Origin of the sequence: Ehrlichia minasensis (assembly GCF_004181775.1) — a bacterium.
Classification (GTDB): Bacteria; Pseudomonadota; Alphaproteobacteria; order Rickettsiales; family Anaplasmataceae; genus Ehrlichia; species Ehrlichia minasensis.
In genome coordinates, this window is record NZ_QOHL01000011.1 from 18,842 (window position 1) to 43,243 (window position 24,402).

General features: G+C 29.6%; 15 protein-coding genes. 6 read left to right on the plus strand and 9 right to left on the minus strand.

Annotated elements, in window-relative coordinates; all coding sequences use genetic code 11:
* Positions 1-48 precede the first annotated feature (48 nt).
* The 9 genes from DRF75_RS02860 to hflK all read right to left on the minus strand — a co-directional run bounded on the left by DRF75_RS02860 (position 49) and on the right by hflK (position 9,476).
* Positions 49-717 carry a hypothetical protein gene (locus DRF75_RS02860; protein ID WP_129992629.1) on the minus strand — a complete coding sequence of 223 codons (669 nt, stop codon included), beginning with the start codon at positions 715-717 and terminating at the stop codon, positions 49-51.
* Between the two features lie 496 nt (positions 718-1,213).
* Positions 1,214-2,569 carry a M16 family metallopeptidase gene (locus DRF75_RS02865; protein ID WP_045170738.1) on the minus strand — a complete coding sequence of 452 codons (1,356 nt, stop codon included), beginning with the start codon at positions 2,567-2,569 and terminating at the stop codon, positions 1,214-1,216.
* 2 nt (positions 2,570-2,571) lie between these two features.
* A complete protein-coding gene (locus tag DRF75_RS02870) occupies positions 2,572-3,885 on the minus strand; it encodes a M16 family metallopeptidase (RefSeq protein ID WP_240729885.1) in 1,314 nt (437 codons plus the stop codon).
* 436 nt (positions 3,886-4,321) lie between these two features.
* On the minus strand, positions 4,322-4,846 hold the full coding sequence (locus tag DRF75_RS02875; protein WP_045170736.1) for a cytochrome c oxidase assembly protein: 525 nt from the start codon (positions 4,844-4,846) through the stop codon (positions 4,322-4,324).
* Complete coding sequence (gene rnc, locus DRF75_RS02880) at positions 4,843-5,523, minus strand: ribonuclease III (protein ID WP_045170735.1); 681 nt, start codon at positions 5,521-5,523, stop codon at positions 4,843-4,845. Before rnc ends, DRF75_RS02875 begins: the two co-directional genes overlap by 4 nt.
* 6 nt (positions 5,524-5,529) lie before the next feature.
* Positions 5,530-6,111 (minus strand): LolA family protein, encoded by a 582-nt coding sequence (locus DRF75_RS02885; protein WP_045170734.1) that lies wholly within the window; start codon positions 6,109-6,111, stop codon positions 5,530-5,532.
* Position 6,112: 1 nt separating this feature from the next.
* Positions 6,113-7,528 carry a Do family serine endopeptidase gene (locus DRF75_RS02890; RefSeq protein ID WP_045170733.1) on the minus strand — a complete coding sequence of 472 codons (1,416 nt, stop codon included), beginning with the start codon at positions 7,526-7,528 and terminating at the stop codon, positions 6,113-6,115.
* Positions 7,529-7,531: 3 nt separating this feature from the next.
* The gene (hflC, locus tag DRF75_RS02895; protein WP_129992631.1) at positions 7,532-8,404 is read right to left on the minus strand and encodes a protease modulator HflC; all 873 of its coding nucleotides are present in this window, start codon (positions 8,402-8,404) and stop codon (positions 7,532-7,534) included.
* A gap of 4 nt (positions 8,405-8,408) precedes the next feature.
* Positions 8,409-9,476, minus strand: coding sequence for an FtsH protease activity modulator HflK (gene hflK, locus DRF75_RS02900; protein ID WP_045170731.1), 1,068 nt, complete (start codon positions 9,474-9,476; stop codon positions 8,409-8,411).
* 823 nt (positions 9,477-10,299) lie between these two features.
* Between hflK and DRF75_RS02905 the strand changes: the two genes are divergently transcribed.
* From DRF75_RS02905 to etpE, 6 genes are all read left to right on the plus strand, one after another.
* Entirely contained in the window at positions 10,300-10,671 is a 372-nt protein-coding gene (locus DRF75_RS02905) for a TrbC/VirB2 family protein (protein WP_129992632.1), read from the plus strand.
* A 1,482-nt stretch (positions 10,672-12,153) separates the two neighbouring features.
* Positions 12,154-12,522: a TrbC/VirB2 family protein gene (locus DRF75_RS02910; RefSeq protein WP_129992633.1), complete on the plus strand. Its 369-nt coding sequence runs from the start codon at positions 12,154-12,156 to the stop codon at positions 12,520-12,522.
* Positions 12,523-12,577: 55 nt separating this feature from the next.
* A complete protein-coding gene (locus DRF75_RS02915; protein ID WP_129992634.1) occupies positions 12,578-12,934 on the plus strand; it encodes a TrbC/VirB2 family protein in 357 nt (118 codons plus the stop codon).
* Between the two features lie 499 nt (positions 12,935-13,433).
* Entirely contained in the window at positions 13,434-13,739 is a 306-nt protein-coding gene (locus DRF75_RS02920) for a TrbC/VirB2 family protein (RefSeq protein WP_045170726.1), read from the plus strand.
* Between the two features lie 795 nt (positions 13,740-14,534).
* Positions 14,535-16,910, plus strand: coding sequence for a VirB4 family type IV secretion/conjugal transfer ATPase (locus DRF75_RS02925; RefSeq protein ID WP_045170723.1), 2,376 nt, complete (start codon positions 14,535-14,537; stop codon positions 16,908-16,910).
* Between the two features lie 854 nt (positions 16,911-17,764).
* Entirely contained in the window at positions 17,765-23,662 is a 5,898-nt protein-coding gene (gene etpE, locus DRF75_RS02930) for an entry-triggering protein EtpE (RefSeq protein ID WP_205745106.1), read from the plus strand.
* The last annotated feature ends 740 nt before the right edge of the window (positions 23,663-24,402 follow it).

Here is a 24,402-nt window from a genome sequence, read left to right on the forward strand (position 1 = left end):
AAAGCTTACAGTGAAATACAGGCTTAAACATTAGAATCATTATTGAGTCTACTGATGACAACCTTGGCTGGACTGTTGAGACACTGCTATAATTTCACAAGAGGCTAGACTAGCAACATCTACATCAGCTGCTGAGAGAACTGCTGAAAAAATGTTTGGTACTATTTCTTTATCTCCTTTTGCTTCTTCTAAGGTTTGTTGATTAGATAATATGATAACATGATTTTGTTTGTCTGGGATGATAATGTTCTTTACAGCATACGTTAAAAATGAAAGTACGAAAATACCAAGAGTTGCAGCAGCTGCAATAGCAAATGGATTGCTAAAGTCTAGTATATTATTAAAGAATTTACTTGGATCAGTGCCCATTACCTTTCCAAGAAATGCTCCAAAGAGAAGAAGAGAAACTCCTGCTACTACAAGAACTGAGAAAGAAAAAGTACTTGACTCATATCCAAAGTGATGTTTAATAGAATTTTTTTTGATTTCCTGCCTTTTAGATAAACACATACTTGCTGCTATTGTTAAGCAGGCAATTAAAAGAACTGCAAGGCTAACTAATCCTGCTATTACACGTGGATCTGTTAATTGCAGTTCATGGAACCTGTCCATGCACGCAACAGCACAAAACAAGAATGTAGCTAAACTTAACACTGCAAAAATCGCAGCTGTTCTTTCTAGAGGTTGAAAATTCTTTATACTAGTAGGACTACCCATAAATAAATACCATTAAGGTGAAACACTTCAAAATTTTAACTAATTAGTATTACTTTGTCAAGAGCTGCAGATTGTCGACAACTATACTGTTAATAGTAATTACTCCAATAACACTATCTAATATTTAGGATTATATCTACTTTTATTAAGTAAGTAAAATTGTATTTTTATTTAAAAAAATGAAATTGAATAATTCAGTAGGAATACATGAGGTACTGATTATTTTAATTAATTGAATTTTAATTCATTGATATGTGTACCTATTGTCATTTTTTAAATATACCTTGCATTATTAGAGATAGCAATAATCCTGTGAAGAAAATTTGATATAGTGATCACTAATTTGTTACTTAAACATAAGCGAAACTTTATACTATACCAGTAGAAGTTTATAACATTGTGCTAGCTTCTTAGTAAATTAATATTTTTTGCTTAATTAAGCTACTTAGACTTGGTTATATAAACTGATAGAATACCTATAACACAACTTGGGTACTTACCCAAGTATGTGTTTTTTAGCATCTATTTGTTTACCATTTATGTTATTGTTTTTTCCTACTTCAATTATTACTAATTCATTAGATAAAATTTTCTTGGCAATTTTATTTACTTCTTCTATTGTTATTGCCTTGTAGTGGGAATTATATTTATTAATATAACTTGGGTCCAGGCCGTGTAACTGTAAGCCTAATAATATATCACTAACATTATTATTGTTTAACATGGATAAAATAAAAGAATTAGTAATACTAGATTTTGCGATTGCAAAAGTGTCTTCATCAACTCCATATTTCCTAATACGCTCTATAATATCTGTTAAAACAGATATACATTTTGTTACTGTAGTATTATCAGTGAATATTCTACCAAGTAACACATTGCTATGATCCATATTATCTAGTGAACTACTGCTATGGTAGGTTAATCCTAACTTGTCTCTTAGTTCTATCATTAATATTGAATTCAGACTTAGTCCGCCTAGCATAGTATTGAACAAGTTTGATGCGTGGTAATCTTTATCATGATATGGTACTGTATCTGTAGCAAACATTATGATACTTTGTGGTACGTTTCTCTGTACATATAATAATAGGTTTTCTTTATTGACAGTCGTATCTGGTATGGTGGTTTTGTTATTACCAGATGGCAATTTGGAAAGAATATATTTATCTAGTAAATCTGATAATTGCACTGGATCTACATCTCCTGCTGCGCTGATAACGATTTGTTCCCTGTCAAAACTATTTTTTATATATAATGAAACATCTTCCTGGCTAATGTTATTAATTGTATTTAATGTTCCATAAATTTTGTTAGAATATGGATGCCCCTTGAATATGGCATGATTTATTTCCGTTTCAGCTATAAATTCAGGAGAAGCATATAACGATTTAACATGTGCACTCTGCTCTGCTATTATTCTGTTGAATATTTCTTGATCTGTGACAGTGTTAAATATGCAATCACTGAGTAAACCTAAGGCCTCTTCAAAATTTTCTGATAAGGTTTTTAATGATATATAAAAATTATCTTGGTCTATATCGAATTTTAAATCTATACCTTTGCTTTCTAATTGTTGTGCAAAGCTGAGAGCATAGTTGTTTTTTGATCCTTCATTTAATATTTTTGATGTAAAGTATGCAAGCCCTTGCTTATCAAAAGCATCGTAGGCGTATCCTGCTTTCTTGAATGCAAATTTTAAGGAAATTGTTGGTAGGTTGTGATGTTCAACATATAGATAGTTTATTTTATTTTTAGTTGTAGCTTCTTTTATGTTGATATTGAGATCATTTGCATGTGCATTAAATGAAAAGAAAATTAATATTAATATGTAACACAATATATTTCTCATAACTATTCTCCCTTAGGTAATAAATGCCCGGTTAATCTTATATTGTTTTGAAAGATATTTTCCATAGTGGAGGTAACATCTTGGATACTTACTTTGTCTATAGTATCGTAAATGTTACTAATTTCTGATAACGGTACTCCTAGTATTAGATGCATGCCGTAGAAATATGATATGAAAGTTAGTCCATCAAATGCATAAGTTAAATGTGCTTTTACTTTATACTTTGCACTTTCTAAATATTCTGCTGGAATTCCATTTTCTAAATAGTTATTTATGCATTTATGAATTTCTTGCTCTACAGTTTCTGTGGAAATTCCGTTTTTAGGTACAGCTTCAATGGAAAGGTAATTATCACTGTCAGTTAAGTAATTATAGTCTGTTTTTATCGATGTAACTGTTGGATTGTTAATTACCAAGTCATTGTAAAGCAGGCTGAATTTACCATTACCAAGTATTTCTGCTAACATCATGTTAAGTATGTAGTTTTTATTTGTAATACCATTTGGTACTTGATACATTAAGAACAACTCTGGAATTTCTACTGAACTATCTTTTAATGTTAAAGTCATGTTTGTTTTGTGTGGTGGTTCTACTCTAAGTTGACTTGAAGGTTTCTTATTATTAGATGGTATTTTCCCATAGTATTGTTTTGCAAGTGTGATTACTTCTTGTGGATCTGCATCTCCAGTTACAATTAATATAGCATTATTAGGACTATAATGTAGTTTGTAAAATGCTTCGGCAACTTCTTTGTTATAGTTGCTAATTTCATGTTCCCATCCTACTACTGGTCTACCGTACCCATTGTAATAGAATGCATTTTCCATTTCTTCTTCTAATATGCTTTTTGCTTGGCTTTCAACTCTCATTTTTCTTTCTTCTAAGACTACCTTTTGTTCTCTTATTAGCGCTTTATCGGTAACCTTGAAGTTTTGCATCCTGTCTGATTCAATATCCATTGCAAGAGATAGATATTGTTTTGGTATTAATTCGTAGTATATAGTGCAAAATTGAGATGTACTTGCATTGAAATTCCCACCTATATTACTGAGTGTATTAATGAGGTTAGGAAATTTCTCTGTTCCACTAAACATTAAATGTTCAAAAAAATGTGCTAATCCAGAGTATCCTACTGGATCATCAGTTCCACCTACTTTGTATAGCACCATATGCATAACTGCTGGTGCACGATGATTTGGAATCACATATACTTCCATTCCGTTATCTAATTTTTCATGTGTAACTTTAATGTTAAAGGATAAAGCATGATTGGCTATTGTTAAGAAAGCTATGAAAAAACAAGTAAAAAATTTCATCATTACTATAACCTTGCAATTGTTTATTTGGGAGTTTATATGATAATTTAATAATATCAAGTTATATAAAAAAAATAAGGATAATGTCTTTTTATTGTGAAATTGTTAATAACAGTTACAAAATTTAGGTGATAGTAATGCTTTAATTAAGTATTATTAATGTTTAATAGTATTTTTATATCTAGTAGTTAAATTGATTGAAAGCTTTTGATAAGATTTTGTTATTAAAAACAGTTAACTGAAGTTTTTAAAAATTTATTGTGCCTTGTATATATCAGTTCTGGAAGGTTACAAACTGCAATTTAGGTGTGGTGTTCTTGAATAGCTTATAATTGAAAAAAATATGTTGAATGGATAAAGATCTTTGCTCAATATTAATCTAATGCGGATTATTTTTTAAGTCAGTTCATAATGTGCTGTGTATGAAGTTTATTGTTTATCCTTTATACTTAAAGAATACATATGAAAGGGTAATAAGTTTTACATCAGAAGTTTCAGGATCTGTTTCTATATCTGGATCTATAAAGAATGATACTGGCATTATAGTTTGTTGATGGGGGTATAATGTTTGTTTAGTAAAACAAAAGCAAGCTACCTTATTAAAATATTTTCCTGCTTTATGTGGTGTAACATTATATACAGCCATTCCTGAAGTATCTTCGTCAGATAGATTCTCTGCTCTATAGAAAATTAATTTTTGTTCTCCTGGTTTTACAAATACATGAGATACTTCTGGATAAAATTTCCATGGCAGTTGTTTATTTATATCTGCATTAAACCTGACTTTAATAATGGTGTTACCTATTTTAGAATTTGATATATTACTTGTTCTTACTGTGCCTCCATAGCCTGTTACTTTGCAAAATATACTATATAGTGGTACAGAAGCGTACACTAAGCATATCATAGACAGTATTATTGCTATTAATCCATAAATAGTGTTTCTTATCTTTGGTTTCATTTTATTTGATCTTTAATTTGATTTAACATTAAACTTGCTGCTTTCTGTTCAGCTAGTTTTTTATTGTTACCAGTTGCCTGTATTGTTTTGTATAATGGAATTCTTAATTCTACTGTGAATGTTGGATTGTGGTCTGGCCCGGATTTATCTATGATATGATATGTAGGAGCAGGTAACCTTTTTCCTTGTATAAGTTCTTGTAGTATAGTTTTTGCATCTTGAGGTGGAATGTCCATATGTGTTGCAGCATGTTTCCAGAATGAATGAATGAAATTTTGTGCGTCTGCTAAACCTCCATCAAGATATATTGCACCTATTAATGCCTCTAATGCGTTTTCTAGGTTATTGGGATTATTAGCACCACCACAAGTTCTTTCTCCATCTGACATGATGATAAATTGTCCTAAGTTTATAGATTGTGCTACTTTTACTAACTGATTACCACATACTAAAGCTGTTTTTTTTTTAGCAAGATTGCCTTCTGTATCCTTGGGAAAAATGTTAAATAGCATTTCAGATATTACTACGTTGAGTACTGCATCTCCTAAGAATTCTAATCTCTCATAGTTAAATTTAAGGGAATCCTTTGATATTGTACTTGGATGAGTTAATGCTTCATGTAGTAGTTGAGGATTTTTAAAATGATATTTTATAGTTTTTGATATGGTTTCTATCATGTTGTTTTAATTGTAGTGGTATGTATTATGTTTAAATTCTGATTTTTTTATAGTAATGTTGTTTTGAATATTATAAAACTTAATATAAATTGTAAAATCTGGATTGATTATATTTAATCCAGCAATTGTTATAGGATTTACATTAAAGATTACAACTGCTTGTGTTTGTGTTTTTTTGTCTTGTAGAGTGATTATCTTATTATTGTCTACTGTGCTTATATTTGTGAAAATTATGTCTTCTGTGTTTTTAATGTCAGAGCTTAATAGATTAATAATAGGATTGTTAATGATAGAATAAGAATATTCTTCTAGTTCTTTGTCGTAATAAGAAATAGTTGTTCCTTGTATTATAATAGAAGCTGGAGTAGGGGGGTAATAGTCCCACTTTAATAATCCTGGTTTTTTCATTATTACCATCCCGTACTGAGCTACATTATTGGTAGAACTTGTTTGTACAAACTCTGCTTTGAGAGAATGTATAGCATTGAAATATGAAAGTGCTTCTGCTTTAATTTCCTCACTTGAATATGCATGTACGCTGAAAAAACATACTATAAAAAAAAATATATATACTACGCTAATTTTCATATTACTGTTTTAGCTTGACTGTAACAAACATTGATATATTATCTCTGCTTATCAGTAATGCTGCAGATTTATTTTTACGTACTTTTTTCATAACGTTTTTAAAATCTTCAAGATTGTTAATTGGTGATTGATTAATTTGTAATATAATATCACCTTTTCTTATATTTTTGGTTGAAGCGTTACTTGTATAATCTACATTTAATATCACTACTCCTTTCACTTCTTCTTCTGCAGTATCATTAGACATGATTTGGTTATGTTTTATATTACCTACTGTTAACCCTAGTTCATGTGATTGAACTGAGTCCTTAGGAAATTCGTTTTCTGAAGGATCAGGATTTTCAAATTTTCCTATTTTTACTGATACATTTATAATATTACCATTGCGTGATACAACTAATGTTACCTCATTATTTGCTTCTGATCTTAACACTAATTGGTGTAATTGTGATATTGAATTAATTTTAGTACCATTAAATTCAAGAATGATATCACCTGGAAGTAATTTTGCTTTATCTGCTGGGCTACCTTTAACTATATTTGTAATTAAAGCTCCACTTACTTCTTTTAATTTAAATGGTTCTACTAACTCTTCAGTTATTGGTTGCATAACTACTCCGAGCCAACCGTGTTCTACTTTTTTACCTTGAGATAATACCTTGATAATAGGAACAGCGCTGTTTGATGGTATAGCAAATCCAACTCCTATATTACCTCCTCCTTTTTGTGTTGATAGTATTGCTGTATTAATACCAATAACTTTACCGTCTACGTTAAATAGTGGCCCTCCGGAATTACCTTTATTAATAGCTGCATCAGTTTGTAAGAACTCTGTTGCTGTTCCAATATTAAGATCTCTTGCGCGTGCAGAAATGATACCGATACTTGCGGAACCACCAAGGCCAAATGGATTACCTATAGCAACTACCCAGTCTCCAACCATTGCTGTATCAGAATCTCCAAAATCTAAATAAGGAAGTTTTTCATTAACTTCAACTTTTAATACTGCTAAGTCTGTTTGTGGATCTACTCCTAAAATTTTAGCGGGAATTGATTTGTTGTTACTGAATGTAATATATACTTCTTTTGCGTTATGTACAACATGGTAGTTAGTAACAATGATTCCAGATTCATCTACTACAAACCCTGAACCTGCACTTAATATTTCTTGTGGTACATCTTTTTTTATTTGTTTACCTTCTAATATACTACGTAATAATTCTTCAATAGTTATTAGTGGGAATTGTTCATTTGTTACATCATGTACTATACTAACATTAACAACTGCTGGTGTAGATTCTTTGATTAGTTTTGAAAAGCCCGACCTAGGATCATATTGTTCTGCGTCCTGAGCTATTAAATTACTTATAGGAATGTTTGCTAATATTAGTGTCAGTAATAATAAAAATATTCTCATTGATTAATTACCTCTTTCTTTATTAAATAAATTAATAAAATCATTGTTAGGTGATAAAATTATCCTTGTATTTTTTCCATTAAAAGCATGTCTATATGCTTGCATTGTTCTGTAGAAAGTAAAAAAATTTGGGTCAACTTTTAACGCATCATTGTAAATTTTTGAAGCTTTGGCTTCTCCATTCCCTCTAATGATTTGTGCTTCTTTAATTGCATCTGCAATGATAATACGAGTTTGAAGGTCTGCATCTGATTTAATACGTTGAGAAGCTTCTTCTCCTTCTGCTCTAATTTCTTTTGCTTCTTTTTCCCTATCTGTTTGCATACGCCTGAATATAGCTGTGCTGTTTTCTTCTGGGAGATCTGCACGTTTAATTCTGACATCTATCATTTCTATGCCGAATTTTTCAGATTCTTTGCTAACTCCTTCTTGTATTATTATCATAACTTCTGATCTTGCTTCATTTAAGAAGTTAATAAGTGATACGTTACCTATTTTTTCACGGATATTTGATTCAATAATAGAACTCAGTCTGTTTTTTAATCCTGTTTCAGTTCTAACTGTTTGGTAGAATTTGACAGGATCTACAATTCTATATTTTGCATAAGAGTCAACAATAAACCTTTTTTGATCTGCAGCAATGACTTCTCTTGAGTCAGAGCTAATGTCAATTATTCTTTTATCAACGTAGACAACTTTTTGTATGAAAGGTAATTTGAAATATAGTCCACTATCATGTATTTGTTTAACTACACGTCCAAACTGTAGGACTATTGATTGATGGGCTTCATCTACAATGAATATAGAATTTAGTGATATGACTACTATTACAACAGTTAAGAATCCTAATATCAACTTAAATGGTTTACTACTCATAAATTTACCTACTATTTTTAGGATCTGCTAGTGGAAAATAAGAAAGCATGCCTTTGAGGTCATCACTTACTACCACTTTGTCATTTTTATTCAGTATTTCTTCCATCGTTTCTAGATATAATCTATTTCTTACTGCATCTGGCTGTTGTGCATATTCATTATATAGTGCAGTAAATCTTTTTGCATTACCTTCAGCTGCGTTAACTACTTCACTTTCATATGCTTCTGCATCTAGTTTAATTTTTATAGCTTCACCTTTAGCTCGTGGTAATACTTGATTGCGGTATGCATATGCTTCATTAATCAATTTTTCTTTATCCGCTCTTGCACTTTGTACATCTCTAAAAGAACTAATAACTTTTTCTGGAGGATCAACTTTTTTAAGTTGAATTGATAAAACTTCAACTCCCATCTCGTAATGATCTAGAATATTTTGTAATAATGTTTTTGTTTCTTGTGATATTACAGCTCTTCCTTTACCTTCAATTGCAAAAGATATAGAACTTTTTCCAATGACTTCACGCATTGCACTTTCAGCTGCATTTTTTACTGTATCTCCTACTTGATTATCCCTGACTTTAAATAAGTAGTTGTATGCATTATTGATGCGCCAATGTACATCAAAGTTTATGTTAACTATGTTTTCATCTCCAGTTAACATTACACCTTCTCCATGATCTGAAGTACTATCTGTATAAAACTTTGAACCTATTTCTTCTCTATTGATTGTTTTAACTTTGAGTTTAATGATTTGTCCTATTGGTGATGGAAAATGGTAACGTAACCCAGGACCTACGGTATCGTGATATTTACCAAATAGTAATTCTACAGCTTCTTCTTCAGGTTCAACCATATAAAACCCAGAAGCCATGTATAGGGACATAATGACTAAAAATGCTATTATGAATTGAATTTTTCCGTGGCTATTATTTCTTTTCTTATTGTGTAGAAAAGAGTTTAGTGTATTGTTAAAACGATTAATAATCTTATTAATGTCATTGGAATTTTTATATCCTTTCCCTTGGTTGTCTTCTCTATTGTTACTGCTCCAAGGATCATGATCATCAAACATATGCATGCCAACCTATTTCACTAAATGTTTTGTTCATTATTAAAACACTCCATACTGTATTTATATACAACAAAATATAACTATTGTTAACATTAAAAATATCTAAGTTACTACAGTATAAGTGCTGCAAAAATTAAAAATAGCCTCATTGTGCATAGCAATGTGTTAAAAATCTATTAAAAATACTTATGTGTGTCAAAATTTATTTTTTTAATGATTGGATATAGAAAAAATTAATATTAATAATTTAAGATTTTTTAAGATAATTATTAATAGCATGTATAGATCTATTAAATTTTTAATATGGAGTTGTTATGTAAAGTATAACTTGCTCATATGTATTTATATTAGTATTTTTGTTGAAAAACTGAAATAAAAGTATTATATAATTAAATTTATTTATTAATCAAATGAATAATGATTATAAGTACATATAGATGCTAAATATTACGGATAAGAAATGTATTTGTAAAATTAAAATATATTAATTTTTTGTCTACATTAAATATTTGATACAAACATCTAAAATGCTAAACTATTAATAATAGTTGACTTTTTAAACGATTTATATGTATAGAAAAACCGAAGGACTCTGCATAACATATTCAGTAGTAAAGTTTTTTGGTACAATTAGTTAAGCAGTAGTTTTGTACATGAGTGTTTTGTTAGTATAAATCCGAATGGTTTTTTCTAAAATTATGGAAAAAACATAGAATGGTTTGCTATATAAACTAATTTTTAGGAAAAGTCTTTTATTTCTTTAATAAACATTATAGAGTGTTTTGTTAGTATTGTTGTTTAATAAATTTGTGAGGGATTAATAATGGTGTATAGTATAAGTAAATACTTATTGTTTTTTATATTCATAACGTTTTTTATATTGCCTACTAATAATGCTTTTAGTAGTGCTTCTAAACAAAGTACTACTGATGATGATACAGTTACTAAAGTAATATGTAATGTTGTTGTGTTTGTACAAAAATTAGGTCTTCCTATAATGACTGGGGTAATACTTGGTTCAAGTATTATGGCAATATTTGGTAGGTTACCATGGCCAGCTATTGTAATGTTAGTTGTATTTACTGCAATATTCTTTGGTGCAGGTAAGTTGATATCTAAATTTGCTGGTGGAATAGATAGTGTTAAAGATGGAGGACAATTTGATTGCGGTAAAGTAGCAGGAACAAGTTCTTAATTAGTAATTGTAAAATTACAATATTATTTATTCTTTAAGAATAGCTATGTTAATTATGTTAACTATTTTTCTGATATATAAAACTCTATTTCTGAAAATTCTTCACAAATTGAGTTGATTAGATGAATACATGTCATTAAATTAGCAAGTCAGTTATACTATGAATAATGTTAATTTTTAACATATATTTAGTTATAACTGACTTCTAATATTTCTATAACTACTAAAGTAGTTATATTATTATTTTAAAATAAATTAAATGTTGTAAGGGTTAATTTTAAATATAGATTTATTAATACACTGCTTTTTAAGACATAATATTTACATTTAATTTAATAGTAGTTATTTTAATTTGTTAATAATTTATTATTCTTTTTTGTTACATTCAAAATGTAGCAATCATTAAATTTGTAAAAAAATGCTTAAGTTGTGGTTTCCACTAGCGTTGTTGGGACACAGCATTAAAGTTCAAAATAAAAAAGATATAATATGTATCTTATTTTAAAAACGCATAGCCAATACTTAAACTTATATTAAAAGCAAATAAGTTTTAAGGATCATTTTTCATTGTGATTAAGAAAAATTGAATAGTACACTAAATTGTATTGCTAGTTTTAAACTAGTATTTTGGCAAGTTCTTTGTCAGAATTGATTTTTAGTACACTATAATAGTTTTCAAGTGTTTTATTGGATAAGACTATCATATATTATGGAGTTACTTATGAGTACTAGAAATGCTGATTTTAATTATATTCTTATTTTTTATCACTTTGTTTTTTGTAGGTTTGTTTCTTTATATTTATAAATAGTTGCACTACCGTTGGTAGTGTTCAAAAACATCATCAATTTACATTATATTAATTATTTTATGTTCTACTTAGGGCTGTTATACAATAGTTGGTTGAGAGATATTGTTGATTCTTAATATATCAATATTGTTATTATATTAGTGGCATGAATATTTGTTAATGGGGTTATGATGAAATAGTAAACTTTTTATATCACTATGATTGTTTTATCTGTCAAAAATTATAAGTAAGTTTTTAAGTTTACAGATAAGCATTGGAAGAATTAGTATACAATAAGTTCTTTGTATTTATGTTTTGATGTAACAGTTAACACTGATATCTTCTGCATGTCTGTTGTAAGTTGTAGTGTTTGGTTTGTTATTGTTAAATAATAGATATATATCATTTGCTGCAAATAAATTGCTTTTATATAAGTGCTATAAGTCTTATCAGTGGAAGTGTTGTGTTAAAATCAATAGTGATAGTTATATGTAAGCTATAGTGTTGGTAATGAATGTTGTACTATTAAAAGTTTTAATTGCTCATTGGAACAATGTCAATTACATTTTCAGTGATGTGTTAGTGAAATAAGGTTTACTAATAAAATCTGAACCAAGTGTTAAATATCCAACTGCTGCTAGAAGTGTGTATGTAATGTTATTGAGTGGTTTAGGATTAATTAGGTATAAGTTATATGTTAAGAGCTGTTTTTGTTTTTCTAGTAATTGTGGGGTTTATTGGTGTTGCACCATTAACTTTTGCAAGTGCTACTACGCAAGGTAGTAATGCTGATGCTCAAGATGAAGTAAGTAAGGTTATATGTAATGTTATAGTATTTGTGCAAAAGTTAGGGCTACCAATTATGACAGGTGTAATACTTGGGTCAAGCATTATGGCAATATTTGGAAGATTACCTTGGCCAGCAATAGTAATGTTAGTTGTATTTACAGCAATATTTTTTGGTGCTGGTAAATTAGTGAAAAAATTTGTTGATGGTGTGAATAATAATCTCACTGGTGGATCAGATTGCTCTGGGACTTCAACACCTTCGGGAGGTAAGTAGCTGTAGAATGTGGCTAACCTTGTAAATCATAAATTTGTTAAAGGAGATGAATCTTATGTTGAGAATAATAATATTATTTTTTACCATTGTTGGATTTATCAGTGCTGCGCCATTAGCTTTTGCAAGTGCTAATGCTGCGAAAAGTACTAATGAACAAGATGAAGTAAGTAAAGTTATATGTAATGTTATATTGTTTGTACAAAAATTAGGTTTACCAATTATGACTGGTGTAATACTTGGTTCAAGTATTATGGCAATATTTGGAAAATTACCTTGGCCAGCAATAGTAATGTTGGTTGTATTTACAGCAATATTTTTCGGTGCTGGTAAGTTGGTGAATAAGTTTGTAAATGGAGTTAATAACAATTTAACTAGTGGATCAGATTGTACTTCAACTCCAGCAACAAAGTAAAAATAAAACGTATTAGCCCCTTAATATAGATTTATATTTGAGGATTGTAGAATATATAAGTTGGAGTATTGTTTAATTATATGTAACTGCTGGTGGTGTGTATGATGGTAGACAGAATAATGCTAATTCAGTGTATTAAATAGATAAGTTGTATTTATACAAGAGTTAGTGTTACAAATTCTGACGTGTGACAGTAATTGATTCAAGTATTGAGCAATATTGTAAGATTAACTAGGCAGGCAATAGTAATGTTGGTTGTGTTTACAGCAATATTTTTTGGTGCTGGTAAGTTGGTGAGTAAGTTTGTGGTTGGAGTTAAAATAGTCTAATCTACCGGATCAGATTGCTCTGCAAATTCAGCAGCACAAGCAAACAGGTAGCTAGATAATAGGTATAAATAAAGTGTGTATATATTAGCCTTATAAAATCTTGTTATAGGAGGTAAATCTTGTGTTGAAAATGATTATTATGTTTACTTATTGTTGGGTTTATTAGTGCTATGCCATTAGCTTTTGCAAGTGCTAATGCGAAAAGTACTGAACAAGATGAAGTAAGTAAGGTTATATGTAATGTTATATTGTTTGTGCAAAGATTAGGTTTAGCAATTATGACTGGTGTAATACTTGGTTCAAGTATTATGGCAATATTTGGAAAATTACCTTGTCCAGCAATAGTAATGTTGGTTGTGTTTACAGCAATATTTTTTGGTGCTGGTAAGTTGGTGAGTAAGTTTGTAAATGGAGTTAATAACAATTTAACTAGTGGGTCAGATTGTACTTCAACTCCGTCTGCAGCAGGTAAGTAAATAAACTTTAGTATGTATTATCATTGGTAAACTTATTAAGAGCATAAGTTCTGTAACTATTTCAAAAATATAAATTGTATAGTGCAGCTGCTAGTGGTTCTGATAGTATTGATTAGTAGACACAATGATGATAATTTAGTGTATTGAGTTGATAAATTGTATTTATGCAAAAGTTAGTGTTACAAGTTCTAACGGGTGTGGTAATTGATTCAAGTGTTGAACAATATTTTAAAAGTTACCTTAGCAGCATGTATAAGTGTGAGTTGTGGTCATTTTTTGTTATTGTGAAGTAAGTTCTCTTCTGGGATGTACAAGGAGCTTGGTTGCTAAGATAGCAATAAAGCTGTATTGGGAGAATTTTGCTTTATCAATAGAATAAAGATGTATTTGTGAGATATACTATAGCTTTAGTTGTTATAGAAATGTAGTGTTTGTTGTAGTATGTATTGTTGATTTTGTGTTTTTGATGTTCATTTTAGTGTAATGAGTGCTTCTTAATTTAATATTGAGTTTGTGAGTTTATTCTGTATTTATACTATTATTTACTATGCTTTTAGTGTAATATGAACTGCTACTAATGTTCATGGTTAGTGTTGTGTAGAAAATAAGTGTGGGATTATTGGTTTTTATACTATAAATTTCATATGAGTTGTCCATTAGTGATCAATTTAATTTTAGCATAAAGGAAAATTTAATTTTATATTTAGATAATGATTAGCAGATATTGTCTTTATAGAGTTAGTTTTACTGATGGATGTTTGTTAAATATTTATAGGGTTGAAAAGGGTTTCCTATATGTCTTTTATTAAAGAAATGATTGGACGTTCTTCTGATATGCATAATTTTTCTGCGAAGGGACGAGATGGTATCTGTAATAAAGGAGATTTTGTTCCTTCAGCTTGTCATTATGATGAGAATACAATATTGAATAAGAATGGAGAGCTTGTACAAATAATAAAAGTAGAAGATTATGTATTGACACATCATGTTAACGAGAAAGATTTAAGAGCAGCGGTACGTAATAGTATAGTTAATAGTATTAAAGTTCCTGAAGTTTCTTTTTGGATATATACGGTAAGGAAGCAACATAGTTTTAATTTATTACAATGTAAAACAAATGATGTTTCTGATGTTTTAGGTAGTGCTCATGTTGATAATATAAGTAAACGTGTGACGTATATTAATGAGTTGTATATAGCAGTTGTTACTAATCATTTGCCTGAAAGTATGAAAGGTGTGCTTGGTGCGTTGTCATTTTCTTATATAAAGAACAAACATAAAGATTTTTTGAAAAATAAAGTAGTTAGATTAAATAAAATTACTGCAAGTATCTTAGAGAATTTAAAAAAGTTTGAGGCAAAAAAACTAGGATTGGTGGTGGTTGATGAAGAAAAGGTGAGATCAGAATTAATAGAGTTCTTATATTATTTAACTGTGATGCATCATAAGGAATGTTTCCTTGATGTTGCAGATATTTCTAGCATATGTAGTAACCATGACATCAATATAGGATTTAATACATTTAAAGTGTCATGTGATAATGTTCAAAAGTTTGGTGCAATCTTAGCAATTAAAGACTATCAAGAGTCACCATTAGATGCAGTAGATGAATGCCTTCAGCAAGATTATGAGTTTATAATAGTTGAAATTATCAAGTTTGTAAAAAGTAAAAATGCATTAAAACTTTTTCAGAAACAAGCTACATTTTTAGAGTTTAGTAATGATGTGCAATTAAGAAAATTATCTAATATAGATGATTTTGTATCGGTTGATGCAAATTCTTATTTGAATTTCTGTGAAAGGAAAATAAATTTTGTGATAATGTCAAATACTTTGTCACAGCTTCGTGGTAATATAGATAAAACTATTAGCTCGTTGGCTTCACTTGGTATTGTTTGTGTAAGGTGTGATTTGACTATAGAAGATGATTTTTGGTCACACCTGCCTGGAAATTTTGCTTATGTTTTAAATTTTAAGTGTACTTTAGTGAAATATGCTTGTGCATTTTCTTTGTTACACTATTTTCCTTCAGGTGCACTTCAAGGTAATAAGTGGGGACAGGCAGTTACTATGTTCTTTTCTAATAAGGGTAGACCTTATTTCTTTAGTTTTCATGTTATGGATAAAGGAAATACTTTGATGGTTGGTAGCCCACAATCTTCAGTTACTATGCTATTGAACTTTTTATTATCAGAATCTAGAAAATTAAATACGAGAATTATTTCATTGGATTACACTGGTAAGTCTATTATTTTTGTTAAAGCCATAGGTGGTAAATATTATAGAGCAGATCATAGACGTGACTATCAGGAAATGTCATTTAATTTCTTTCAACTTGAAGATAGTGACCTTAATCGTAAAATAGTTGCTGGTGTTTTACAAAGAATGTTAAATGTTAAGAATGTCAGTGAAGAAGTAAAGGATTCAATAAGTAAAATAGTAGATCATATTTTTACTTTACCAATTGAATCTAGGACTATAAGCAACATTGCTGATCATATAAGTGGATTGGGTAAGAATGTTAATCAATGGTTAAATAATGGAGAGTTTGCACATTTGTTGAAAGAGGATTCTAACATTGATTGGAAAGCAAAAGTGTTAGGCTTAAATGTTGGGATTGTATTTTCTAAACCTCAGTGTGCTTCTGTAGTTGTTTATTATTTTTTGAATATGTTAATTAATTATCTTGATGGATCTCCTACTATTTTAGTAATAGATGAAGCATGGATTTTAGATTACATTTTTATAAATGATAAGGAATTTGATGAGTGGATTAATACAATGAATCAACTAAATGTTGTCGTTGTATTTGCTGGTGAAAATATTCCTGCTATTGTTTCTAGTAATATTATTTATAGATTTAATCAATATGTTGAAACGCAAATTTTCATGCCAAATTCAGTATCAACTAATAAAATGTACATGAAAGCATTTAACTTATCAAAGTCAGAATGTAATACTATGTTTCAAATGCCATCTCAAGAAGGATATTTTTTTATAAAGCAAGATAGTGCTTCAGTGGTATTGTCTTTTAACTTACCAAATATACCAGAAACTAATATTCTTGTTGCTAATAAAAATACAATTCGATATATGTATGAATCTATTAGTAGCCATGGAGATGATGTCAAAGAATGGTTACCTACGTTCTATAAGAAGTGTAGTGCTTAGTGCTTTACGTTGCTTATTATAAGATTTAAATAAAAGTTGATATTTTTTTGTTGTATATTATATAAGCAGTTCTAAATATTTAAAATGAACTAGGATATGTGATTGTATTCATTTTATTGTGTAATGCTGCATGTAAAGCATGTGATAGATATGTCTTGTATATCTTTGTGTTGTACAGGTAATGTTGGTGAAAGTAGTTAAAATTTTATTATATGAGAAATATAGGAGTACAAATATTAACAGTGATATTACATATAGTAGTTTAATGTGATCTAAAACACTGTTTTATATCTAAAAGATTTGAATGCCTTAGTTATGTAGAATTTGTTGTCTTTTAAACTGATGTTTGTAAAGAACTACGGATTTGAAAATCTAACAACTATAAAATTGTCGAAGTATAATACTGTTAATCACTGATGATTATATTATAACTATAATGGTAGTACACATATTATTGTACTGTTCAACTCAACGTTTTAATTAGTATATTTTGTATACAGATGTCAATAATTATACTATAGTTCTGTTTTATTGTCTATTAATCAAGAAATTTCATAAAATAGCGTTAAATTTTTATTTAGTAATTACTGATAAATCATTATTTGTTATGTTATATCAATAGATTTGTTATAGTATGGTGACATATATGCAAAGAGGATTGTGATGTGAAATTATATTTTTTCCAAATGTAATTGAGTATACAATTTATGTTTTATGGGAAAATCTTGTTTCAATGTAAATAAATTATGATATATCTGATAAATGAAATATTTTTGTTTCTATATTCTAGGAAATATCCTTCAGGAGATATGGGTTTTTTTAATGTTTTGCGTTAATAATAGCTAAGTATGTTTATGGGAAGATGGTGGTGTAAAAATATAGTCTTGTACTTAGCAATATTATTGTTTTCCTTTTATCCGATTCTGGGTAAAGCTGAATATGTTACCCCTGAAGAATTAGGTATGTATTTTGGGCTGTACAATGGAAAAGATTTTTCATCTAAAGAGTTTATAAAGGGTTTCGGCTATAAAGTAGATTTAGTTACTTATTTGAAGCACTTCTATGGATATTGGTTTGGTATTCATTTTTCTGATAACAATAAAATTTTTAATTACTTGGAAAATGATAGTGTATATATCAAGTTTGCTGGACATAATCAAATAAGAAGCCCGTCTTTTTATGAGTATTATCGTGGAGATTATAAAGATCTAGAAAATATTTATGCTGCTCAACTGGGTATAAATCCTGATAGGGATAGTCGTACATTAAGTGAGCATGATATAATGTTTATGCAACTGTCTGCTTACTGGGGAAAAGTTGAAGAGCATGCTATTCCTATAGGTAGTTGTAAATCTATTTATAAGAGTAAAACTCCTGGATTGTATAGAAGTCTTTCAGCTAGAGCGTTTTTAACTAAAGATGGTGTTCACAAGATGGTGTGTGTGTGTCTTACAGATGACTGTAACCCAAATACACGCTGTCTTTTTGGACAAGTACGTTGTAAAAAAGTGAAAAAGTCTGTCGATCCTCCTCCTTTTTGTAGTATGTTAGATTCAGCAAATATAGTTTCTATTACTCCTTTAAAGTTTTCTAAGCAGACTTTTTTTAGACCTGGTGTTAGAATACATATTTATTCTGGTTCTGGAAAACCTTATGTGCAAGATCTGTATGCTCAATCTTATAAGATAGGTGATAAAACTTCTTATGACATTTCATATGCTGGGATTCCTTATAAATTTCAGATCTACAAAGCTGGTTATGATATAGTATGTGCGGAATATATTAATAATGGAGTACCAGAGAAAAAGGTATGTCTTCCTTCCCCAGGATTAGTGCGTCCTAAAATAACTCCTGGTTCTGGTGGTATACATATTCAGTATCAAGATTGTCAAGGATTACCTAGTTGTGATGTTGATGTATCCCCAGGCACAAAGGATAGCAATATGTTTTTTTCTGTAATAAAGCCTAAAGTTAGCTTAGATGATTACAAGTTGGTTAAGCAGTATGAATGTGAGGATGGTCAAGTTGTTCATGATGTAGGCAAATGTTCAGGCGGATCTGTTAAGGAACTAGGATATGCAAGTGATAATAATGGTAATGTTACTTGTGTTGTTGATATGCCTTTTGTACGTATGAAATATTCTCTTAAGAAAAATAATAGGGATTTATGGTTGAATCGATATGAAAAGATGTTTTTGGGTTATGGGGTTGTTACAGATAAAACTGATGATGGAAAAAAATCTGAAAGCTATGTAATGTGTGATTATGAGTCTGCAATAAATATTGCAAATATGCAGCAAGAGAAACTCGATAAAGTTAGAAGTGTAAAACAGGATGTATTTTTTGATATTGCAGGTCATTATGATCCTAAGGGCAGTCCGTGTGTGAGTAATGTATTGTATAAATATGATAGTACTAGGTTTTATAAGAAAGGGAGAGGAGTATCTTGTAAGGATGGTGCTGCGTCAAATAATTTGATTAGTGGATTTGATGGTTGTAGCTCACTTTATGACAGTGATGATGATTTTACTAATTTCTTTCATGAAGAGGATAGTGAGTTGGATAAAATTAAACCTTTAAATCCAATTTTACAGGGTATGTGTGTTAGTAATTTTCCATCTTATAGTTATGGGAAAAGGTCTATAGATAGAAAAGTATTACAAAATGCTTATAAATTGAGTATAGATAAAAAAAATTCTACTTGTGATTTTCTTAAAATAGAAGCATGGGGTGGAGGAGCATCTGGAATGTCAAGATCTGGTAAATCTGGTAGACCTGGTAACTATGTTATGGGGATATTGAAATTTGATAAAAGTGTGGTTGATAAGAAATTAATCATTGATATTGGTACTGGAGGTACAGGGTCAAACCATTTAAACAATGCTGGTGGGGATACTATTGTAAAATTATGTGATGATGATGAAAACTGTACAATAAAATTAGTTGCTAATGGTGGTGGTGCAGATGGTAATTATTTAAAAGATAATTCTGAAGGAGTTGATAAGTTAATACATTATAGATTTGCTACTGGATTGCGTGATTCAGGGCAAGGTGAAATATTAATACCATATCAAAGTCCAGATGCACCTTATGGTAAATTACAGAAGGATAGTAAAGAATGTAACTGTAATAGTAATACTTTAGAGAAAAATTCTAATAAATATTTTGGTGCAGGAGGATGTTCTAGTATTTATAATTGTGCTCAAGAGGGTGCTAATGGTATGGTCAAACTGACTTGTGAAAAATGGTCAGGTTCTGTTGGAAAAATAAAACTAATAGATGAAAATAGTTGTAGCAATGTTTTGACCACATTTATAGAAAAGGTTAATAAATCAACAGATAGCATGCCAGATAAAGTAAAAGAATTCTTGGGTAAAATAAGTGACGTTGCTTTTTGTAGAAAAGTGCGGAACATGGTAGGTTTGATAACTGCTTTGCATGATTATTTTTCTGTAATTGATACCTTATTTAGTAGCGAAAATATATCAGAACATGGTTTACCAGGTTTTCGTAGAAAGTTATTAACTGAGTTAAGTAATGAGAAGGTTCAGTTAGCATTGAAAGAGTTGGGAATTTATGATGATCCTGAAACTATACTTTTATACATTGACGCTATTAACTTTAATTATGGTATTAATACATCAAGACTACCAAAAGGTTTGTTGAACTATTATGTTGCTGATGATAAGTTTGACTATGATCTTTCAAAGCATGATGTAGGGTATAGTACATTACCTGATGATGACGCAATGATGTTTAATGTTGTTGATGAGGACCCAGAGAAGTGGTTTAGTGTAAAATTACAGAATCAACAATTTGTACAGAAGTATGGTGAATTTATTGATTTTATACATAAAAGTGTAACTACAGATAAAAATGTTCATAAGAAAAACAATATCGTTGTTTCTTGGATGTATAATTTTTTTGGTGCTGATAAACAAATTTTTGATAGTTATGCTGCTCCTTTTGTTGAATTGATGTTAGGCATAGACCTAGACAAATTTATGAAATGGAAACAATGTGGTGATGCTAATGTCAAGTTGTTTGATGCTATAGGTCTATATAAAGATAAATTACCTGTAGAAATACAAGAGTTTATTGAAAAAATAAGTAATCCAGGTTTTTGTGTAGGATTTTCTGGTATGACGTTACTCAGTGAATATGTATCTGAATTAGAGAGTTATATGAGTGACAACTTATTTAATAGTCTGAATAAAAATAATATAATAAATAGGAGATCTAATAAGGTAAGTAATATAATTGAGCAGTTGGACGATAGTGTTGGTAATAACTATAGAATTTTTCGTGATGTTGGTATTTCGAATAGTATACGAGAGATAACTTTATTAATTGATGCGGTAGTGTTTAATTATGTAATGTCTAAACTGAATATTAGGAGTGCTCAAATAGATAATGTGTTTTCATTATTAAGTGATGTAAGTGTAGTGTACACTGATGGATTCCCTTATGATACAATTGTAGAGTTACTGCGGAATAGTATGAAATATGGGCAAGATGGTGTGTTTAGAACCAGTATGATAGGATTGTGGTCTTATACTTCATATTATGCTTTTAGTATTAGATGGAGTGTTGAATATTTTAAATCTTTTGTGAAATTGTTGTTGGGAATAGATCTTAAATCTGTAAAACTACAAAGATGTGATCAAGACCTAGTTGATTTGTTTGATATGTTCAGCACTAGCAATTACACATTGAGTAGTACGTTGCAAGATTTTGTAAAAAAAACAAATGATAAAAATTTCTGTAAGAAGATGTTACAATACCCAGAGTTAGGACGTGTGTTGTTGGAATATAAAAATATATTGGAAGATATATTATATTCAAGTGGTGTATTATATTCAAATGATATGTTCGATGATATATTCAATGATACTTCTAGTATTAGTGCGCAGTTATCAGATATAATGGGGTTACGTTCTAGGATTAAATATCTTTTAAATGATCCAGCTATATATGCAATTTTTACTGACGTTGGTATTACGAATACTCAAAAACAAATACCTTTGATTATTGATGCAGTTATATTTAATACAGTGGCATTGAATACGATAACTAGCCAGTCTAGTGTGAGAAAATTGGTTTCATTTGTTGTTAAAGATAAATCTTTTAGCATTGTTAAATCTGGTGATACAGTTCGGAAAGGTAATGTAAGAACCTATAAGATGAAATTAACTAGTACTGTTACAAAGTTTCCTGAGAGTGTTATCTTGGAATTATGGAAAAATGCTAACAATATGCAATATGGAAATCATGGTAATTACAGGACGAATATAATTGCAATATGGTCTTGTATGTTATATCTTGCTTCTCGAACATCATGGAGTAATGAAGAATTTGAATCTTTTGTAAACTTGATGTTGGAAATAGATGTAAAAAATATACAGCTGCTACAGTGTGATACTGATAATGAATTAACTAACTTTTTGAAAGTGTTAAGTAATAACACAAGTAAGTTACCTTTAAAATTGCAAAGTTTTGCAAAAAAAATAAATGAAAAGCGTTTTTGTGAGAAGCTGTTACAACTTGATGAATTCAGAACTACCTTATTGGAATACATGAAAGTGTTACAGAATATATTATATCTGAAAAATTTATCTAAATATTCTGTTGATAGTGTAATGCGACAAAGCATTGATAAGGACCTACTCACTGTAGAAAAATTACGTTTTGATATTATAAATCTTTTGAATGATAAAACTGTACTTAAAATTTTTACTGATGTAGGAATTAATGGTGATAAAGAGGAAATAGCTTTGTCTATTGATGCAGTTATATTTAATGCATTTGTTAAAAATGAGTCTTTTGATGATAAAGGACTAAATGCATTGGTAGAAGAACTTGGCAAGAGTTATAATACTTATAATAGTCCTACATTCTTTCCTGCTAGTACTATTTTTAGATTAAAGTATGACGCTAAAGAAATGTCCTATGTGCATAGAACTAATATAGTTGCATTGTGGTCTTGTATGTTAACTATTCTTCCTAAAAAAATGTTAACCAGGCAAAGTTTTATTAATTTTGTAAAACTGACGTTAGACAAGTCCTTAGATAGTGAATATTTAGATCCGTGTAATCAATTATTTTCTGAATTTATTACGTACTATCATAAGGTTGGAAAAAATGGTAATTTGCCTGAGAAGGTTATGGGTCATCTGAATGCAATAAAACAAGGAAAGATTTGTGCACAATTATCAGCGTTATCAGAACTTCCAAAGTTTGCAGATATGCTTGAAAAATACACTGGTCTTGTGCGAGAGTTGATGCGTCAAACGTTTGTAGAGCGGCGACCTAGTAACCCTGAATATTGGGTGCAAAAGTTAAAAACACCATATGATTTTATATCAGACTTTACTTATCAGCCAAAAGTATATCGCATTTTTGCTGATAACGGTATTGCAGTGAAGCAGGGAGATATAGTTGCATTATTTCATGCAGCTATGCTTGGTACTATGATTGATTCTTTTGATTGGGTCTATAGGAGTGCTCCTAAAAATATTACATTCGTAATATACAATATGTATAGATTTAATACATATGGTAGTGTTTTTGATCTTAACTATCATGTATCTGTACTGTTTTTAGCTGAACGGATGAGATCTGGGAGTAAGATTATACCGTTGGCTTATTATGCATTTTCTATGATGGGATGGGATGTAGAGAAGTTTAGGAATTTTGCGGAATACGTTAGTGGGATCAGAGCATCTGGTTATGAAGTGCATTATTGGAGTTAATTAAGTAGTTGAATACACTGTTATTTATTGGCTTGTTATGTGTTATGAGAAGTCACGATTCCTCCTTTTTTGAGGATACTGTAAATAGATCTATATGAAAAATTCGTAATTTTGTTATTCAAATTGTGCAGGTGATACTGAAGATTTTATAAATGGATTTTCAAGAGTTATAAGTATAAGTAGCAAATAAGTTTAAGATTATGATATGCGATAAAGTTTTTGTCTGTACAAGATATAAGTGGATGAGATGCTATTTTACAAATTGTTATTCAAAATCTGACATATAATGCTGAAAGTTCTACAGCAAGTTTCTGTTTGTAAGTGTTCTAAAAAATTACAGAAAGAGATATATGGTCTATTTAGCAATATAAAGAGTATAGTTGAAATTTTTTCTGTACTGTAAAATGTGGATTTTTGTTATAGTACAAAAATTTACAGTGGTATTGTATTGATGTTTTACTATGTGGAATGGTAAGGAAGTATGATTTACGATACTCATGAAGTGGTGAATATAGTGTGATTGAGGATATAAAGAGTATAGTTGAAATTTTTTCTGTGCTGTAAAATGTGGATTTTTTGTTATAGTACAAAAATTTACAGTGGTATTGTATTGATGTTTTACTATGTGGAATGGTAAGGAAGTATGATTTACGATACTCATGAAGTGGTGAATATAGTGTGATTGAGGATATAAAGAGTATAGTTGAAATTTTTTCTGTGCTGTAAAATGTGGATTTTTT

Coding starts and splice junctions, on each gene's coding strand:
- DRF75_RS02860 (WP_129992629.1), bottom strand. CDS start 717: ATGGGTAGTCCTACTAGTATAAAGAATTTTCAACCTCTAGAAAGAACA.
- DRF75_RS02865 (WP_045170738.1), bottom strand. CDS start 2,569: ATGAGAAATATATTGTGTTACATATTAATATTAATTTTCTTTTCATTT.
- DRF75_RS02870 (WP_240729885.1), bottom strand. CDS start 3,885: ATGAAATTTTTTACTTGTTTTTTCATAGCTTTCTTAACAATAGCCAAT.
- DRF75_RS02875 (WP_045170736.1), bottom strand. CDS start 4,846: ATGAAACCAAAGATAAGAAACACTATTTATGGATTAATAGCAATAATA.
- rnc (WP_045170735.1), bottom strand. CDS start 5,523: ATGATAGAAACCATATCAAAAACTATAAAATATCATTTTAAAAATCCT.
- DRF75_RS02885 (WP_045170734.1), bottom strand. CDS start 6,111: ATGAAAATTAGCGTAGTATATATATTTTTTTTTATAGTATGTTTTTTC.
- DRF75_RS02890 (WP_045170733.1), bottom strand. CDS start 7,528: ATGAGAATATTTTTATTATTACTGACACTAATATTAGCAAACATTCCT.
- hflC (WP_129992631.1), bottom strand. CDS start 8,404: ATGAGTAGTAAACCATTTAAGTTGATATTAGGATTCTTAACTGTTGTA.
- hflK (WP_045170731.1), bottom strand. CDS start 9,476: ATGTTTGATGATCATGATCCTTGGAGCAGTAACAATAGAGAAGACAAC.
- DRF75_RS02905 (WP_129992632.1), top strand. CDS start 10,300: ATGGTGTATAGTATAAGTAAATACTTATTGTTTTTTATATTCATAACG.
- DRF75_RS02910 (WP_129992633.1), top strand. CDS start 12,154: ATGTTAAGAGCTGTTTTTGTTTTTCTAGTAATTGTGGGGTTTATTGGT.
- DRF75_RS02915 (WP_129992634.1), top strand. CDS start 12,578: ATGTTGAGAATAATAATATTATTTTTTACCATTGTTGGATTTATCAGT.
- DRF75_RS02920 (WP_045170726.1), top strand. CDS start 13,434: ATGCCATTAGCTTTTGCAAGTGCTAATGCGAAAAGTACTGAACAAGAT.
- DRF75_RS02925 (WP_045170723.1), top strand. CDS start 14,535: ATGTCTTTTATTAAAGAAATGATTGGACGTTCTTCTGATATGCATAAT.
- etpE (WP_205745106.1), top strand. CDS start 17,765: ATGGGAAGATGGTGGTGTAAAAATATAGTCTTGTACTTAGCAATATTA.